This is a genomic window from Sinobaca sp. TMA16-18, assembly GCF_059510535.1.
The window spans coordinates 148,073-162,816 of record NZ_JCAKFM010000006.1 but is presented as its reverse complement, the minus strand read 5'-3'; the positions used below and the strand labels follow the sequence as shown (position 1 = coordinate 162,816).

Annotated in this window: 15 protein-coding genes; 13 read left to right on the top strand and 2 right to left on the bottom strand. The window is 46.0% G+C overall.

Translation table 11 applies throughout. The annotated features are described in order from the left end of the window. Window positions 1-223 precede the first annotated feature (223 nt). From AC5W14_RS12420 to AC5W14_RS12405, 4 genes are all read left to right on the top strand, one after another. The gene (locus AC5W14_RS12420) at window positions 224-1,126 is read left to right on the top strand and encodes a macrolide 2'-phosphotransferase (protein ID WP_496194584.1); all 903 of its coding nucleotides are present in this window, start codon (window positions 224-226) and stop codon (window positions 1,124-1,126) included. A gap of 94 nt (window positions 1,127-1,220) precedes the next feature. Beyond that, window positions 1,221-2,453, top strand: coding sequence for a hypothetical protein (locus tag AC5W14_RS12415; RefSeq protein WP_496194583.1), 1,233 nt, complete (start codon window positions 1,221-1,223; stop codon window positions 2,451-2,453). A 101-nt stretch (window positions 2,454-2,554) separates the two neighbouring features. Further along, window positions 2,555-4,291 (top strand): SulP family inorganic anion transporter, encoded by a 1,737-nt coding sequence (locus AC5W14_RS12410; RefSeq protein WP_496194582.1) that lies wholly within the window; start codon window positions 2,555-2,557, stop codon window positions 4,289-4,291. Between the two features lie 106 nt (window positions 4,292-4,397). After that, window positions 4,398-4,631: an alpha-L-arabinofuranosidase C-terminal domain-containing protein gene (locus AC5W14_RS12405; protein WP_496194581.1), complete on the top strand. Its 234-nt coding sequence runs from the start codon at window positions 4,398-4,400 to the stop codon at window positions 4,629-4,631. Window positions 4,632-4,670: 39 nt separating this feature from the next. On the opposite strand, the gene AC5W14_RS12400 is transcribed toward AC5W14_RS12405, so the two are convergent. Next, window positions 4,671-5,504 carry an STAS domain-containing protein gene (locus AC5W14_RS12400; RefSeq protein WP_496194580.1) on the bottom strand — a complete coding sequence of 278 codons (834 nt, stop codon included), beginning with the start codon at window positions 5,502-5,504 and terminating at the stop codon, window positions 4,671-4,673. A gap of 460 nt (window positions 5,505-5,964) precedes the next feature. On the opposite strand from AC5W14_RS12400, the gene AC5W14_RS12395 reads away from it, so the two are divergent. The 9 genes from AC5W14_RS12395 (at window position 5,965) to AC5W14_RS12355 (ending at window position 13,283) form a co-directional block, all read left to right on the top strand. Continuing rightward, on the top strand, window positions 5,965-6,198 hold the full coding sequence (locus AC5W14_RS12395) for an AbrB/MazE/SpoVT family DNA-binding domain-containing protein (RefSeq protein WP_496057650.1): 234 nt from the start codon (window positions 5,965-5,967) through the stop codon (window positions 6,196-6,198). Further along, entirely contained in the window at window positions 6,198-6,539 is a 342-nt protein-coding gene (locus tag AC5W14_RS12390) for a type II toxin-antitoxin system PemK/MazF family toxin (protein WP_496194579.1), read from the top strand. The genes AC5W14_RS12395 and AC5W14_RS12390 overlap by 1 nt, the downstream gene beginning before the upstream one ends. A 115-nt stretch (window positions 6,540-6,654) precedes the next feature. After that, window positions 6,655-7,518, top strand: coding sequence for a MurR/RpiR family transcriptional regulator (locus AC5W14_RS12385; protein WP_496057648.1), 864 nt, complete (start codon window positions 6,655-6,657; stop codon window positions 7,516-7,518). A 169-nt stretch (window positions 7,519-7,687) separates the two neighbouring features. Next, window positions 7,688-8,365 carry an RraA family protein gene (locus AC5W14_RS12380; RefSeq protein ID WP_496194578.1) on the top strand — a complete coding sequence of 226 codons (678 nt, stop codon included), beginning with the start codon at window positions 7,688-7,690 and terminating at the stop codon, window positions 8,363-8,365. An 11-nt stretch (window positions 8,366-8,376) separates the two neighbouring features. Beyond that, window positions 8,377-9,246, top strand: coding sequence for a DUF1932 domain-containing protein (locus AC5W14_RS12375; RefSeq protein WP_496057646.1), 870 nt, complete (start codon window positions 8,377-8,379; stop codon window positions 9,244-9,246). A gap of 19 nt (window positions 9,247-9,265) precedes the next feature. Beyond that, entirely contained in the window at window positions 9,266-10,606 is a 1,341-nt protein-coding gene (locus AC5W14_RS12370; protein WP_496194577.1) for a TRAP transporter large permease subunit, read from the top strand. 18 nt (window positions 10,607-10,624) lie between these two features. Further along, window positions 10,625-10,858 carry a hypothetical protein gene (locus AC5W14_RS12365; RefSeq protein ID WP_496194576.1) on the top strand — a complete coding sequence of 78 codons (234 nt, stop codon included), beginning with the start codon at window positions 10,625-10,627 and terminating at the stop codon, window positions 10,856-10,858. A gap of 354 nt (window positions 10,859-11,212) precedes the next feature. Further along, window positions 11,213-12,076, top strand: coding sequence for an NAD-dependent epimerase/dehydratase family protein (locus AC5W14_RS12360; RefSeq protein WP_496194575.1), 864 nt, complete (start codon window positions 11,213-11,215; stop codon window positions 12,074-12,076). A gap of 166 nt (window positions 12,077-12,242) precedes the next feature. After that, window positions 12,243-13,283, top strand: coding sequence for an aldose epimerase family protein (locus AC5W14_RS12355; RefSeq protein ID WP_496194574.1), 1,041 nt, complete (start codon window positions 12,243-12,245; stop codon window positions 13,281-13,283). 175 nt (window positions 13,284-13,458) lie between these two features. On the opposite strand, the gene AC5W14_RS12350 is transcribed toward AC5W14_RS12355, so the two are convergent. After that, a complete protein-coding gene (locus AC5W14_RS12350; RefSeq protein ID WP_496194573.1) occupies window positions 13,459-14,631 on the bottom strand; it encodes an ROK family protein in 1,173 nt (390 codons plus the stop codon). Window positions 14,632-14,744 lie beyond the last annotated feature (113 nt).

Below are 14,744 nucleotides of genomic sequence, written 5' to 3'. Positions count from 1 at the left end.
GGCTTTGAACAAGTAATTTGATACGTTCAAAGGCTCTGTTTCAAGAAGCAGAGCAAACGGGAGCAGTCTGCACATTTTTAATAATCTTCGCCGGACGCAAAGGTATCCAGGGAAGAAGGGCAGATTTTTCTGCCTTTCTTTCTTTTTTTGTGACTAAAATCAGCAGGGTTTGTTCTTTTGTTTGCTCTGGACTGTATGTATACAAAAAGGAGATGTGGAAAAAATGAATAAACAGGAAGTAAAGCAGCTTGCCGCACAAAACGGGCTGGATGTAACAGAAGACACGATGCAGGGAAATGAGTCAGGACTCGATTTTCAGGTGTTTCACGCAGAGGACGAGTCAGGGGAGAAGTGGATTCTGCGCATTCCCCGCCGAAGCGATTCAATGGCAAAAGCCAGCCGGGAAAAAGCCGTGCTCGATGCGGTAAACCAGCATACGTCGATAGAAGCGCCGGACTGGCAGGTATTCACGGAGGAGCTGATTGCGTACAAGCAGCTCGGCGGCGTGCCCGCGGGAACGATTGATCCTGCCATTCAAAACTACGTGTGGCAGTTTGATATCGAAAACAGCCCGGATGCCTATCATTTCTCCTTAGGACGACTGCTTGCGGAGCTGCATCACATGCCTGCAGCACACGTGAAAGAAGCAGGAATCGTCGTACACAACAGTGACGAAGCGAGACAATCGATGGCTGCGAGAATGGAACAGGTCAAGCAGACCTTCGGCGTTGATCAAAAGCTGTGGGAGCGCTGGCAGGCGTGGCTTGCCAATGACGACTTCTGGCCGGATCATACCGGGTTAACGCACGGCGACGTGCACCCGGGCCATATTATCATCAACCCGCAGATGGAAGCGACCGGTTTGATCGACTGGACTGAAGCGGCGGTAACCGATGTGTCCCGTGATTTTGCGGCGCATTATCTTATTTTTGGGGAGTCCGGCCTGGATAAAGCGATCGATGCCTATGAAAAGGCAGGCGGGATCACCTGGCCGCACATGAAAGAGCACATTATTGAACTACGAGCGGCCGAGGCGGTGGTCGTAGCGGAGTACGCCTTGTCTTCCGGCCTGCAGGATATGGAAAACATGGCGAGAGAGATGCTCGGAGCAGCGGAAAAGCCATAGCCTGAAAGATGGTATCATGAGTGTAGTGGAAAGATAAAAGCAGCCGGATTTGGGCTGTTATTATGTCACATCGTTAAAATACGAGGAGGAGAGCATGGACAACAACAGCCGGACGGTCACAGAACAGGGCCCAGCAGGCAATACAGCCAGTATCGGCCTGGTAGCGAGCCCGGAAATGGCTTCCTCTATAGCACAGGCCATAGAACCGGATTTTTCTTTCTTTTTGGAGTTATACGTAGAAAATAAAGTATCGTGGAAGATAGAAGTGATTACCGATGCGTTTGCCGGCTCCGCGGAAAAGGCCTCGGATATTATGAAAGAAGCGGAAGCTGTAAAAGAAGCCCACGGCTGGGATTATGCCGTTTGTCTTACCGATCTTCCCTTTTTTCGAGAAGGCAATTTTCTTGTCGCAGAAGTAAACGGAGAGCGGAAGATTTCCCAGCTGTCGATTCCTGCACTGGGAGCTGTGCCGATGAAAAAACGGGTGCGGGAAGCCTCGCTTCAATTGCTCAGTGAAATGTACCATGGCAGCTCGAAAGAAGTAAGAGACAGGGAACAGGAAAAAATGGAACGAATCCAACGCCGGAGCGAGCAGCATATTCTTAAAAAGAACGCCCGGGATCTGGTTAGAAAAGGATGGTTTGAGCGGTTGGCTCCTATCGATCGTGTTCAGCCCGAAGAAAGCAGCAGGGAGTCTGATGTTCGTTTTATGGCCCGTGCGAAATGGAACGGATACGTTCGTTTAATTACGGGGATGGTTCAGGCCAATAATCCGTGGACCATTTTTTCCACATTTAAAAGTGTAATCGCGCTGGCGTTTGCCTCAGGGGCCTACGCGATGATATTCCCTACCCTCTGGCAGCTCGGGGATGCCTATGAATGGCAGCGTTCCCTTTTATTAATGATTGCTGCTTTTACTGCCCTGACAAGCTGGATTATTATTTCGCACGGCTTGTGGGAACGCCCGTCAAAGGCAGAATCACCGACGATGGTGAAGCTGCATAATACGACGACTATTCTAACGCTGAGTCTGGGCGTGCTTGGTTACTATGTAGTCCTGTTTTTCCTCTTCTTTTTCGCAGTATTTCTATTTATTCCCGTTACGCTGCTGGAATCGAGTGTCGGGTTGGACAGGGAGGTCGGCCTTGCTTATTTCCTTTCTCTTGCATGGATGGTCACGTCGCTTGCGACATGCATCGGAGCGCTTGGAGCGGGCCTTGAAGATGAAGAAGCGGTGTTAAACGGCACCTACGGCTACCGCCAGCGCCAGCGGAAAAAACTGGCAAAAAAAGAACAGGAACAAAAAGAGTACGAGGGAAAAAGATAGGAAATATGATATAAAGGCAAATGAATAAAAAGAGGGGTATTCGTTATCGAGCGGATTCTCCTCTTTTTATGTTTTAATAGAAGAAGACATATATTGGACGAGTGGATAGAAAGAAGGGAACGCACGTGAACCGCACCTATAAAGAACGTCTTACATATAATAAAAGTCTGCTGAAGCAGGACAGTATCGCAAGCTTGACGCTGCTTGTGATGATTATTCCGCAGGGGATGGCGTATGCGCTGCTTGCCGGCGTGCCGCCGGTAATGGGGCTGTACGCCGCGACCATTCCGATGCTTGTCTATGCGCTGCTCGGCTCGTCCCGGCACTTGTCGGTCGGTCCGGTGGCGATTACCTCATTACTTGTGTTTACCGCCGTGTCCGCCTATGCGCCGGCCAATACCGGTGCATACATTCAGTACGTGATTGTGCTCGCCGCGATGGTCGGGCTGATTCAGCTGGTGCTGGGGCTCAGCAAAGCCGGATTTATTGTAAAATTTATTCCGCACTCGGTGTTCAGTGCCTACACATCCGCCGTCGCGATTATTATCGGATTAAGCCAGCTCAATCACCTGCTTGGGGTAAACTCGGAAGGAAACCTGCGGGCGCATTCGATTCTTCTGGACCTCGGCAGCCAGTGGAACAGTATTAATGGCTATACGGTGCTGCTTGGCAGTCTGAGCCTCGTGCTGATTCTCTGGCTGAAAAACAAATGGCCGCGCCTTCCCGCGCCGCTGCTGGCGATCCTGTTAGCGATAGGCGCCGTCGTGTTTCTTGGCCTCCAGGACGCCGGGGTCGCCATCGTCGGGCAGATACCGGCAGGGCTTCCTGCATTTGCACTGCCGACAGTAACCGGCAGCATGATCGTCAATCTGCTGCCGATGGCGGTCGTTATTGCCTTAATGGGCTTTATGGAGTCCCTTTCCATAGGACGTGCCATCAGCAAAAAGGAACACTATGCGGTGCGGCCGAACCAGGAGCTCAAAGCACTGGGGCTGTCGAATCTCGTAGGCTCCTTTTTCCAGGCGTTTCCGGTGAACGGCAGCTTTTCCCGGACGGCAGTCAACCATGAAGCAGGCGGGCAGACAAAAGCCGCATCTGTGCTGACAGCCGTTGGCGTATTGGTCGTGCTGTTATTTTTTACTTCGTTATTTTACTACCTGCCGAACGCAGTGCTCGCCGCAATCATTATTTCGGCCGTGTATAAACTGGTGGACATCCGCCAGGCTAAGCACCTGTTTGACGTCCGGCCGCTCGAAGGCTGGGTATGGGTGCTGACATTTCTTGCTACGCTGATCGTCGGCATTCAGTGGGGCATTATTATCGGAGCGGTGTTTACGCTGCTGTTTATTATCCGGCAGAGCATGCAGCCCAATATCGCCGAGCTCGGCTATTTAAGCGAGCAGGGCGAATTCCGGGACCGGCGCCGGTTCCCGGAGGCGCTGACGTTTCGAAACGGCATGCTTATGCGGATTGATTCCAACATTCACTTTGCCAACTACTCCTATGTGGAAGAGCACATCCGGGAGCTAGCTCGTAAGCGCCCCGGTGTTTACTGGATGGTCATTGACATGTCCGGCGTGAATGACATAGACAGTTCCTCGGTCGAGCAGCTGGAGGAATTCCTGCTGCAGCTGGAAAAAGAAACCGGACTGTCCTTTCACTTAGCGAATGTGAAAGGCTCCGTGCGGGATACGATCGCCAAAGCGGAATGGAAAAAAGACCTCCAGCAGCGCGTCAGCTACCAGAGCGTCGAGCACATTCTCGAACAGATGAACGTCCGTCTGCCGTCTCCCGGCAACAAGCAGACAGCTAAAGGACCAAATGATTTTATGATATAAGTACACTAAGCAGCCATTCCTGGAAATAGGAGAGGCTGCTTTTTAATAGATAGTAGGAAAAGAATCCTTGTACTAAAAAGTAAATTTTAGTACAGTTTTGCTGTTTATGACCAACAGGCATTTGGAAGAAGAATTGTTGATTACGTATGACCTGCGCTCCTTTGAAACCGCAGAAATCATTGAGCATATCGTCTTGGAGCACGACGATCCAAAAGCGGTCAATACGAAAGACCGGGAAGAAGTCGCTCCTCACAATAAAGGAAATGCCATGTTGGAAGAGACAACGCTGCAGGCCGAACTGCCCCGTATGTCCTGGAGTATGGTGCGCGTGAAGCTGTAAAGAAAAAACCGGCTGCTGAACCCAGCGGCCGGTCTTTATTTATGTGTTGGAATCTATCTTCAGTCCAATGGACAGCAAAGCATCCGGCAGGCTCCGTGTAATGCGGAGAGCCTTTAACGAAATGCCCATTCTTACGATCTGCTGGGACAGCTCGGGGCGCATCCCGGAAAGAATCACCTTAATTCCAAGAAGCTTCAGGGCCTGGTGCAGCTGGAGAATGCTTCGGGACACCACGTTATCCATCTGATGGACACCGGACAAATCGACAATCAGATAAGACAGCTCAAGCTCGCTGCCTTTCTGCAGTGTTTTTTCCATCAGCTGCTGGGCCCTCGAGGCATCAAGCGTGCCGATCAGTGTCAGCACGGCCACATCTTCGGTAAGCGGTACGATCGGTACGGACAGCTCCAGAATTTCCTGGCGCGTCAGCTCTGCCGCTTTTCGGTTGTAATCGACGTAGGCTTTGGAAAACGTATAGACCGCCTCATCAATGGCTGTATTCACCTTTGATTCAATCGCATGGTATTCCGTAAATGTGAGACGGCCGTCTCCAATCTCCCGCTGAATATAGCGGAAGACGGCTTCCCGGTAGTGGGGCAGAAACTGGAGCGCTTCATCGAGGGGAAGTTCCTGCTTCGCGGAAAAGGTCCCGATTTCCCTGCCCCAGCGGCTGATTTCCTCCAATGCTTCTTCCCGTTCATGCCTCGACATCGCCTGCCCGACAAGCCCAAGAAACGTGGAGCGGATTTTTATTAATTCTTCGTTTTCCAGGCCGTGCCTGGACGAACGGAGAATTTCCCCGATTTCTCCGGCAAGTTGTTCTCTATGTTGAAAAATGCCCTCTCCTAAAGAGGCAATCTGTACAGCATTCATTGTCACAGCTCCTTGAAGTTTGTAAATGAAGAAGGAGGAATAACCCTCATTTGTAAAGATAAGTCATATTTCTATTTTAGCAGAAGCTTCAAAAACTGGCGAACGATAACATAGGCTGAAGCAATGATAGTTTTTTAATTATAAAAAAACCGATAGAAATAGGATGTAAAAGGAAATATGCTGAATAAGAGGGATTATTGTTTCATCTATGACAAAACAAAAATTGGCCGGCATGAGTCCGGTACATTACCGAACACATGCCAGCCAATCAGCTGCATAATTCTACACTCTAACTTTAAGGGGTCACTACCAGACCGTTAAACATACGGTTTGCTTTTTTTATAGTGTAAGATACTGCCTCATAGAAAACATACTATCTCATTTCTCAAAAGATATACTTATGTATATCTTTTATAGTATAATAAAAAAAGAAAAGATTATAATGAAGGAGGTTCTTGAGATGGCAACTGTACAAAAATGGGGAAACAGCCTGGGTGTACGTATACCTTCTAATATAGCGAAAAATTTTAAATTTACGGACGGAACCAAAGTGGAAATAAAGCAAGTGGGAGGGGCAATCGTTATAGAACCTCTAAGAAAGAAGCCTACGCTCGACGAACTTCTCTCCCGGGTGACGGAGGAAAACAAACATGAAGCAATAGAAGCACCTCCGGTTGGAAAGGAACTTATTTGATGACGCAGGTGCCGGAGCAGGGAGATTTTATTTATATAAACTTTAATCCGCAGGCAGGACACGAACAGGCGGGAAGACGTCCCGCACTCGTTATGTCTCCTGCTTCTTTTAACGAGAAAACAGGTTTTGTGTTTGTATGTCCCATTACAAATCAAAAAAAGAACTATCCTTTTGAAGTAGATATACCAGAAGGAAGCGGTGTCTCGGGTGTTATCTTAACCGATCAAATGAAATCATTGGATTGGAAAAGCCGGGATTTACGTATTAAAGGAAAAGCCCCAGCTGTTACTCTGGTGGAGTGCTCAGACCTAATAAAAACGATTTTGCAGATGGATGATTAGTAATGCATCCATTCGTGCCATCATAGAAATAAATGTAAAGCTGAAAAATACTATGGGAAAATTGGTATTTACTTTCTTGTAGAGATCTTAAATAAACATATAGATGGAGAATGCTATGACAAATCCTTTGGAAGATTTAAAGAATAAGGTATCGAATCTAACCAGCGCACAACGCAGTATTGCTGACTATATACTTAAGAATTCCTCTGAAGCTGCTTTTTTAACGATTAACCAGCTGGCAAAACGTGTGAATACCAGTACTACTACTATTATGAGATTAACATCCAACTTGGGGTACTCCGGCTACAGTGAGTTTCAAAAGGGTTTGCAGCAGCTGCTTCGCGACCGCACGGCTCCCCCAAATCGACTGGAAGATAATTTAAAAAATGTAGGAAGCGATGATTTATGGGGAAAAACAATCGATCATCACCTCAATCATATTCAACAAGTAAGAAGCCAGTTGTCTAAAAATCAGCTGGATGAAGTAGTAAATCAAATACTTTCTTCCCATCAGATCTTCTGCACGAGTGTGCGAAGCGGTCTCCCGGTAGGACAATATCTAACACACGGGCTGAACAGAACAATGGGAAATTGTAAGTTGGTATTGGCGGACACAGTCGACTGGGTGGACGAAGTTATTTCTATGCAATCCGGTGATTTAATTATTGCAGCCAGCTTCCCTCGTTATGCACGAAGAATTATTGACTTTATAAAAGCAGCCAAACTTCGTGATGTAAAAGTGGTGGCTATTACAGATAGTTATTCTGCTCCTATTGTGGAATATGCTGATATCGTTCTCCTTTGTGATTCCAAAAGTCTTGCCTTCCATAATTCTCCTATTGCAGCCATGGTAGTCGTCGATTATCTGATTAACGCTACGGCTATAAGTCAATCAACGAAAACAAAACAGCGGTTAGACGATGTAAACAATGTATTAACGAGCATGAATTATCATTATAAAGAAACGGATGAAGAATGAAATAGTTTGTTTCTCTATATAAAATAAAGATTCCTAAGAGGCTGACAATCCTTTTAGGAATCTTTATTTATTTTTTTGAAAGGGTTTACATTATAAGATTGTGTTGTTATAGTAATAAATATTACTTATAAATTAAATAAAGTAATAAATATTACTAAGGGTGATGAATATGAAAGAAAACCTGCAAGCGGATGAAAATAAAATAATCAGCAGGATGGAAAAGATCGGATCTTCTATTTTTGCTGATGTAATGGAAATGAATAATGTGATGAATTACGCCATAAAACCTGTTAATTTTACGAAGCCCCTTATTGGGAGGGCAAGAACGGTAGACTTAGCCCCGGGCGATAATTTGTTTTTACATCACGCTATTTACCAGGCAGAACCAGGGGAGATACTTATAGTAGACGGAAAAGGATTCACCAATGCCGCCTATTTAGGTGAATTAATGGCAGGAGCTGCAGAGGCTCTTCATATTCAAGGAATTGTAATAGATGGTTTCGTTCGGGATCACCGGGAGCTTCGTGACAGCACTATTCAAATATATGCAAAAGGGTTTGTTCCTGCCGGGCCAAGCAAAGAGGGTCCAGGTTCACTTGATAATATAATCTCCTGTGCCGGCACGATAGTTTCTCCTGGTGATTATGTGGTGGGAGATGAAGATGGGGTAGTAATCATTCCGCAGCAGAAAGTCGAAGAAATTCTGCAAAAGGCAGAGCAGAAGCTCCAGTATGAAACAAATCGTTTACAAACCATCAAGAACTTTGTGGAAAAAACAGATCAAAAAGATAAAACATCCCTTCAACCAGATTGGCTGGAAGCGAAAATAAAAAAATTCACTTATTAGGAGGATAAAACATGAATATCGGTTTTATTGGATTTGGCGAAGTGGGTTACGAAATGGCAAAAGGGTTTCGTGCTCAAAACAACAGCAGCAAAGTATATGTCTACGACCACCTTCATGATCATCCTAAAACGATAGAAAGAGCTGAATCCATCGAGGCTGTATTGTTCGATGAACCTGAAAAAGTGGCCCGGCAAACGTTGAGTGTATTATTTGCAGCAGTGCCTGCGTCTTTCACCAAAGAAGCCTGGTCTTCGATAGAACCGTATATAAATAAAGAGACTATTTATGTCGATTTATCTACGGCGTCAGCGGAGGTAAAGAAACAAATAAACGATGACATGGCAGATAAAAGTCAGTTTTTTGTAGATGGTGCCATTATGGGGCCTTTAAAAGGAAACCAGCACAAAGTGCCGATAATGGTTAGCGGGAATGGAGCAGAATCATTCATTGAATGGGGCAGAGGAGTAGAAATGGATCTGGAATATGTAAATAAAACCCCAGGAGATGCGACGAACATTAAATTTATTCGAAGTATTTTCACGAAAGGCCTGTCTACTCTTTTGCATGAAGTAATGGAAACAGCCTCTGCGCTTGATTTAGAAGATACTATTCTACAATCTATTACAAATACAATGGACAAAGAGCCGTTTGAAAATATACTTAATCGATTGATCACTGGAAATGTACAACACTCTGAAAGACGGGTAAAAGAAATGGAAAATGTTGCTGACTTTATGCTGGAGAACAATATACAGCCTGTAATGACAAAAGCGACGCGTGATAAATTGAAAGCCATCACAGACAGAAATGTGAAAGAAGCTTTTAATGGTAGAACACCTAATGACTGGAAAGAAGTTATACACCTGATGAATCAAAAATAGAAATGAAGGAGGGAGCTTAATGGGCATCATTGCTCTCGTTATATTTGTAAGCGTTTTAGTATTCTGGAGTATTGTGTTAAAACGTAATTTAGGGGAAGCGGCACTGGTAGGTTTTTTAGCTATCGTTCCTCTGGGAGGATGGGAAGCACCGGCTTTGTTTATTCAAGGTATTACGTTTGCTTCTACTTTCTCTGTACTGTATGCTGCTATCGCTTTTGTGTTTATGGCATATATAATCGATAAGTTTGGTATCGTTGAGCGGCTTTTAGCTATTTTAAATTCTTTAGTAGGAAGACTTCCCGGCGCTCCTGCCATTATGGATGCGGTTGGTTCTTCCGTAATGGGTACCCTATCCGGCGGCGATTCAGGAAATACCGCGGCAACAGGATCGATTACCGGTCCCTGGATGCTTCGGAATAAATGGAATAAAGAAATTGCGGCTTCTGTAATGGTGGGAAATGGAGGTATGGCTTCAGCGCTGCCACCAACAACCTCTATGTTTATTGTTCTAGGGTTTGCACCGGTAGCAGCAGCAATAACAACAGGTGAATTTTTTCTTGCTTTGTTGATAGCCGGGGCCTATCAGTTTCTCCATCGGCTTCTGTTAATCGGTTATTTTGTGAAAACACAAAACATAAAAGCATTTCCGTCCGAATCGTTGGATCCTTTACGTACTTCTTTCAAAAATGGCTGGTCTTCTATTCTTATCTATTTAGGAGCTATTATTCCGTTGATTTTAACCATCGGTCCTCTGGCTGATTGGATAGAAGGGATCCCTTCTCTTGGAGAAGAAGCATTAGGCAGTATTGATATTGTGATATGGATTCCTACATTGATGATAGCTATTTCATTTCTGCTGGCCAGAAAGGAAGCGCCTAAATCAGCAGGAGAGTTGTTTGCGCTTATTCAAAGGTCAATTCCGCGTTTTACTGTAATCGGCTCTCTAATATTTTTTGCTGTAGCTTCAAGTGAAGTGTTAACCACATTAGGATTATCTGATAATATAGCGCAGATCATGGGTGCTATTAATGCACCGGGCTGGATTACCGTTCTTATAATAGGATTTGGTATAACGGCCATTGCTGGTCCTTTAACCTCAACGGGCACTTTAACAGCTGTAGGATTAGTTTCCTATGAGATTTTAGTCTCTACTGGATTCTCTCCATTAATTTCAGCAGTAGTGGTAATGACGTTTGCTTCCACTTCGGCTCAAATGCCCCCAGCCTCTGGGTCCATTTATATTGCTTCAGGGATTGTAGGAGCCCGCCCGGAAAAAACGTTTGCCATCTTAATCGCATATTATGCTTTACCGGTTATTCTTATAGGCTGGCTGATTGCCATGGGCATCCTGCCAATTTAACAAGGAGGTATCAAGATCATGCAAAAATTGTTGGAGCGTCTATTTACTATATGTTTAATATTATCGCTGCTGTTAGCATTGATTATGGTAGCAGCCCAGATGATAGGTCTAATTATTGGAAATGGAAACTTAATGATTCAAAGCAGCGAAATGCTGACACAGCCGACGATCGTATTAGCTGCCTTATTTTCAGGCATTGCTTTTATTTTAGGGTACTTCCCCAATTATAAAGAAACAAAAAAAGAACAATAAGAAAAAAGAGCTGTTCCGCGCGGAACAGCTCTTTTTTCTTATTGTCGATAAACTATTCCACCTTGTATATCCATACATGATATCGAATATTTTTAAAGTCTTTTGTGAAAAGAAAAGAAGAAAAATAAACAGGGGTGACTCCTGCAGAACAGCCATAGGAGAAGATAAAGAGGCGTTTTTCCCTCTTTAGCTGAGGCATGGCCTGCGGAAAGCACCCCTGTTCAGGCTGCCGGTTTTCCTTTTTTCTGCAATTGACAAACAGCCGCAATCAAAATACACTTAGTTTAGTAAAGAAACGAAGTTTTTAAGAAAGTAAATTGTAAGCGAATACATAACATAGCGGGAGGAACCAACATGAAAGTAGTAGTAACGGGAGGGAACGGTCTTGTCGGCCGGACCGTCATTCAGGAAATGCTCGCCTACGGATACGACGTAGTCAACTGTGATCTGCGTCTGCCGGAGAAATCACTTTGTCATACGATCATTGCTGATTTAACAAATCTCGGGGAAGTGTATGGTGTGCTGGAAGGCGCCGATGCGGTCGTCCATCTGGCAGCCATTCCAAGAGCCTATGATTTTCCAAACGAAGTAACGTTTCAAAACAATGTAATGTCAACGTACAATGTTCTGGAAGCGGCGGCCGGTCTTGGCATCAGAAAGGCCGTCCTCGCATCAAGTGAATCGTCCTACGGCATCTGTTTTGCCAAGGAGCCATTAGAGCCGCTCTATGTTCCAATGGATGAAGAGCACCCGCAGCTGCCGGAAGACAGCTACGGCCTGTCCAAAATAGTTAATGAACAAACTGCAGAAGCGATGAACCGGCGGACCGGGATGCAGGTCGTGTCTTTCCGTCTCGGCAATGTGATTTCGCCGGAAATGTACGAAAACTTTCCATCATTCATTCATGACCCTGCCCAGCGGGACCGGATTTTGTGGAGCTATATTGATACGAGGGACATTGCCTCTGCCTGCATCCTGGCGATCGAAAAAGAGGGGCTTGACGCGGTGGCACTTAACCTGGCAGCCGACGACACGAGCATGAATGTGGAAAGCCGCGAGCTGATGAAAAGACGGTATCCGGATGTACCGATCAAAGAACGCGTAACAGGCTATGACACGCTGCTTGACAGCAGCAAAGCCAAAGAACTGCTCGGCTGGAAGCCAAAGCATGAATGGCGCAGCTATGTTGCCTACGAGCAGCAGCCTATTAACGAATAAAGAACATCAGACGAAGACAGCTTTTCTCTAAGAGAAAGGCTGTTTTTCTGTTAAAAAGGAAAAAAAAGTATAAATACCCAATAAACAAAGTGGTATAATAAGTAAGCGCTACCTTTACCATTAAAAGGAAAATGAATCGTTGCTAACCAATAGAAAGGAAGATCATATGTTTAAAGAAACGCCTCTGCCGCATAGTGAAACAGCAGCTCTTAAAGAATTGGAGCTGGTAAACGAAACTGGCGCTGTCCTGCGTGTGCTGAATTATGGAGCCAGAATCACAAGCTGGTATCCTGCCGGCAGTCCCGGACAAAGCATTGTGCTCGGGTATCAGAACGTTACGGATTATCTGAAAGATGAGCATTACTTAGGAGCAGTGGTAGGAAGAACCGCCGGAAGAGTCGAGCGCGGGGAAATGAACATCCAGGACGCTTCCTACACGCTGCATCCGAATGAAGGCGGGCATCAGCTGCACGGCGGGGCCGACGGATTCAGCCAGGTGTTGTGGGACTATTCGTATAAAGAAACACCACAGGCGCTCGAACTGCACCTTACTTACTTATCAGAAGACGGCGAGATGGGATACCCGGGAAATCTGTCTGTCCGGGTCACGTACGCGCTCGATAAACACAGCGATGCGGTGACGTTCTCTATTAGAGCAGTATCGGATAAAGATACGTGGTGCAGCCTGGCGAACCACGCTTATTTTAATCTGGGGACAGGGGAGAACACCCATATTCTGGACCATGAATTAAAGGCGCCGGCTGCGTCCGTGCTGGAGCTGGATGAATCGCTTATCCCCACCGGAGAAATAGTGTCTGTGTCTGGAACGCTGTTTGATATAACCACATACAAACCGCTCCGGGATATAGTCGGAGCGGCGGAGGAACAAATTATTTTAGCGAGCCAGGGAGTGGATCATTTCTTTGTGCTCGATCCGGCGCAGGTGAAGAAAATAGAACTGACAGATCCCGGCACAGAACGGCGCCTGAAAATAGAAACAACAGAGCCCGGTGCAGTAGTGTATACGTCCCAGAAGCTGAACAGCACCTCGCCGCTTCTTGACGGAGAAGCCACACCTTACCGGGGCATCTGCATCGAAACCCAGCGCCTGCCGGCGGCCTTTGCCACTACCGGCCGGACGTGCCACTTGAAAGCAGGAGACATTTACTCCGCGGACACGGTGTATACGCTGGAAAAATGGGAATAACAAAAGCCGGAAGCGTCTGCTCCCGGCTTTTGTGCTGCTGTGATCCTTTGACGGTTCTTGAAGAAATACCTTTTATGACTCTGTAGCTGAAGAAGAAGAAAGCAATCATCACCTCAAGCACCGAATAGATTAATCTGCTGAATGCGTGCCATGAGCCTTTTTATCAGGTGATAAGCTATACAACGGTGACTTTATTTGTAGCAAAAAACTTTTCAATAGAAAAGGCCGCAGATCCGAGCGCGCAGGAATTGGTGCTCCGGTCCGTAAACGTTAAAGCAGCCGAATCCTGGAAATAGGGGAGAAGACGCTGGTTGAATACCCGCTGGATCGGATTGCGCAGCCACGGTTCAAGGCGGGCGAGGCGGTTGCCGATAATAATCTGCTCCGGGTTGAACGTATTCACAATGTTGGTCAGGCCGATGCCGATATATTCCCCGATCTGATCAAACGCATTGATTACGAGGGGGTTGCCTTCCTCCGCCTGTTTAATAAGAAAACTCAGATTCACATTCTTTTCATCAGGGAAAAGCGCTGTCGTTTTTTCGAGCAGCGCATGCTCAGAGCTGTACAGTTCCCAGCAGCCCCTGTTGCCGCACGAACACTTCCGGCCGTTAAACTCGATCGAAAAGTGGCCGACTTCCCCGGAAATACCGCTTGTTCCTTTATAAAGCTTGTCGTCAATAATAATACCGGAACCAATACCGATACCGATGCTTACATAAATAAGGTTGGACGAGGACCGGCCTGCACCGTATATTTTTTCGCCGTGGGCACCGGCTTTAGCTTCGTTCTCTATCGTAATCGGCACGTTGAAGTATTTCTCCATATACTGCTTTAAATGAACGTTGTGCCAGTCCAGGTTCGGTGCAAACAGAATCGCGCCGTCGTTGTTGATCATGCCCGGTACGCCGATGCCGATGCCGACGAGGCCGTATGGGCAGGCGGGTGTTTTATCTATTAAAAGCTGTGCTAAATCCTTCAGCTGGCCGAACACTACGTCTTCATCTGTATCAGTAATAACTATTTCATGTTGTTCAATCACATTGCCTTTTAAATCTGTAAGTACGCCAAACGCATAGTTCACCCCGAGGTCGATGCCAATCGTATAGCCGGCCTTCTGGTTAAAGAAAAGCATCATCGGCTTGCGGCCGCCGCTTGAAAGCCCGGCGCCAATCTCATCGACAAGACGTTCCTCAATGAGTTCGCTTACAAGACTTGAAACGGTTGCTTTATTTAAGCCCGTCACTTTCGAAATCTGTGCTCTTGAAATAGGACTCTGGGTTTGAATATTATTTAATACAATCGATTTATTTATTTTTTTTACTAGCCCCTGATCTCCTGTTTTCATAGCCGTGCCTCCACTCTTAGTTTATACATTAAACATTTAGTTGTATTAGATATTAAATATACCTTCATTATTTCATAATATGAGCGAATAATAAATGAAAATATGTTGACAAT

What these genes read in the sequence shown, in the direction of transcription:
- AC5W14_RS12420 (WP_496194584.1), top strand. Translation starts at nt 224, where the DNA reads ATGAATAAACAGGAAGTAAAGCAGCTTGCCGCACAAAACGGGCTGGAT.
- AC5W14_RS12415 (WP_496194583.1), top strand. Translation starts at nt 1,221, where the DNA reads ATGGACAACAACAGCCGGACGGTCACAGAACAGGGCCCAGCAGGCAAT.
- AC5W14_RS12405 (WP_496194581.1), top strand. Translation starts at nt 4,398, where the DNA reads ATGACCAACAGGCATTTGGAAGAAGAATTGTTGATTACGTATGACCTG.
- AC5W14_RS12400 (WP_496194580.1), bottom strand. Translation starts at nt 5,504, where the DNA reads ATGAATGCTGTACAGATTGCCTCTTTAGGAGAGGGCATTTTTCAACAT.
- AC5W14_RS12395 (WP_496057650.1), top strand. Translation starts at nt 5,965, where the DNA reads ATGGCAACTGTACAAAAATGGGGAAACAGCCTGGGTGTACGTATACCT.
- AC5W14_RS12390 (WP_496194579.1), top strand. Translation starts at nt 6,198, where the DNA reads ATGACGCAGGTGCCGGAGCAGGGAGATTTTATTTATATAAACTTTAAT.
- AC5W14_RS12385 (WP_496057648.1), top strand. Translation starts at nt 6,655, where the DNA reads ATGACAAATCCTTTGGAAGATTTAAAGAATAAGGTATCGAATCTAACC.
- AC5W14_RS12380 (WP_496194578.1), top strand. Translation starts at nt 7,688, where the DNA reads ATGAAAGAAAACCTGCAAGCGGATGAAAATAAAATAATCAGCAGGATG.
- AC5W14_RS12375 (WP_496057646.1), top strand. Translation starts at nt 8,377, where the DNA reads ATGAATATCGGTTTTATTGGATTTGGCGAAGTGGGTTACGAAATGGCA.
- AC5W14_RS12370 (WP_496194577.1), top strand. Translation starts at nt 9,266, where the DNA reads ATGGGCATCATTGCTCTCGTTATATTTGTAAGCGTTTTAGTATTCTGG.
- AC5W14_RS12365 (WP_496194576.1), top strand. Translation starts at nt 10,625, where the DNA reads ATGCAAAAATTGTTGGAGCGTCTATTTACTATATGTTTAATATTATCG.
- AC5W14_RS12360 (WP_496194575.1), top strand. Translation starts at nt 11,213, where the DNA reads ATGAAAGTAGTAGTAACGGGAGGGAACGGTCTTGTCGGCCGGACCGTC.
- AC5W14_RS12355 (WP_496194574.1), top strand. Translation starts at nt 12,243, where the DNA reads ATGTTTAAAGAAACGCCTCTGCCGCATAGTGAAACAGCAGCTCTTAAA.
- AC5W14_RS12350 (WP_496194573.1), bottom strand. Translation starts at nt 14,631, where the DNA reads ATGAAAACAGGAGATCAGGGGCTAGTAAAAAAAATAAATAAATCGATT.